1 protein-coding gene is annotated in these 462 nt (G+C 69.9%); it reads right to left on the bottom strand.

What is annotated here, in order from left to right; translation table 11 throughout:
* On the bottom strand, positions 1 to 243 hold a 243-nt coding region (locus tag J0695_RS41700; protein WP_206970019.1), incomplete at its 3' end, for a nitroreductase/quinone reductase family protein.
* Between the last annotated feature and the right edge of the window lie 219 nt (positions 244 to 462).

Consider the following 462-nt stretch of genomic DNA (forward strand, 5'->3'; position numbering starts at 1 on the left):
GTACCAGACCGGGTGCCGGGGTGCTCCGCCCAGCGAGGCCACCACCGCGTAGCGCCCCTCGTGCTCGACGCGCATCACCGGGGTCTTCCGCAGCTTGCCGCTCCTGGCTCCCCGCGTGGTCAGCAGCACCACCGGCCTGCCCTGCAGGGTCGTCCCCTCGGCGCCGCCGGAGCTCTCGTACAGTTCCACCTGGTCGCGCACCCACTGCGTGGGGCTGGGCTCGTACTCGCCCTGAAGAGGCATGCCATCCGTCCCGTCGTTGTCGCGGCCCGTGGCCGGCCCGGTCTCCGGGACGACCATGGGGCCATGCGGATCAGCTCGTTCCGTACCAGTGTCGACCGGACCGCACATGACCTCCGACGTCATGGCGTCATCGGCGTGTCCACGGCACAGTCATGACCATTCCCCGGACCGAAGCCCTTGAACTCGGCCCACCCTTGGACCCAGGAGACCCCGTCATGA

Source organism: Streptomyces beijiangensis, from assembly GCF_017315755.1.
Taxonomy (GTDB): domain Bacteria; phylum Actinomycetota; class Actinomycetes; order Streptomycetales; family Streptomycetaceae; genus Streptomyces; species Streptomyces beijiangensis.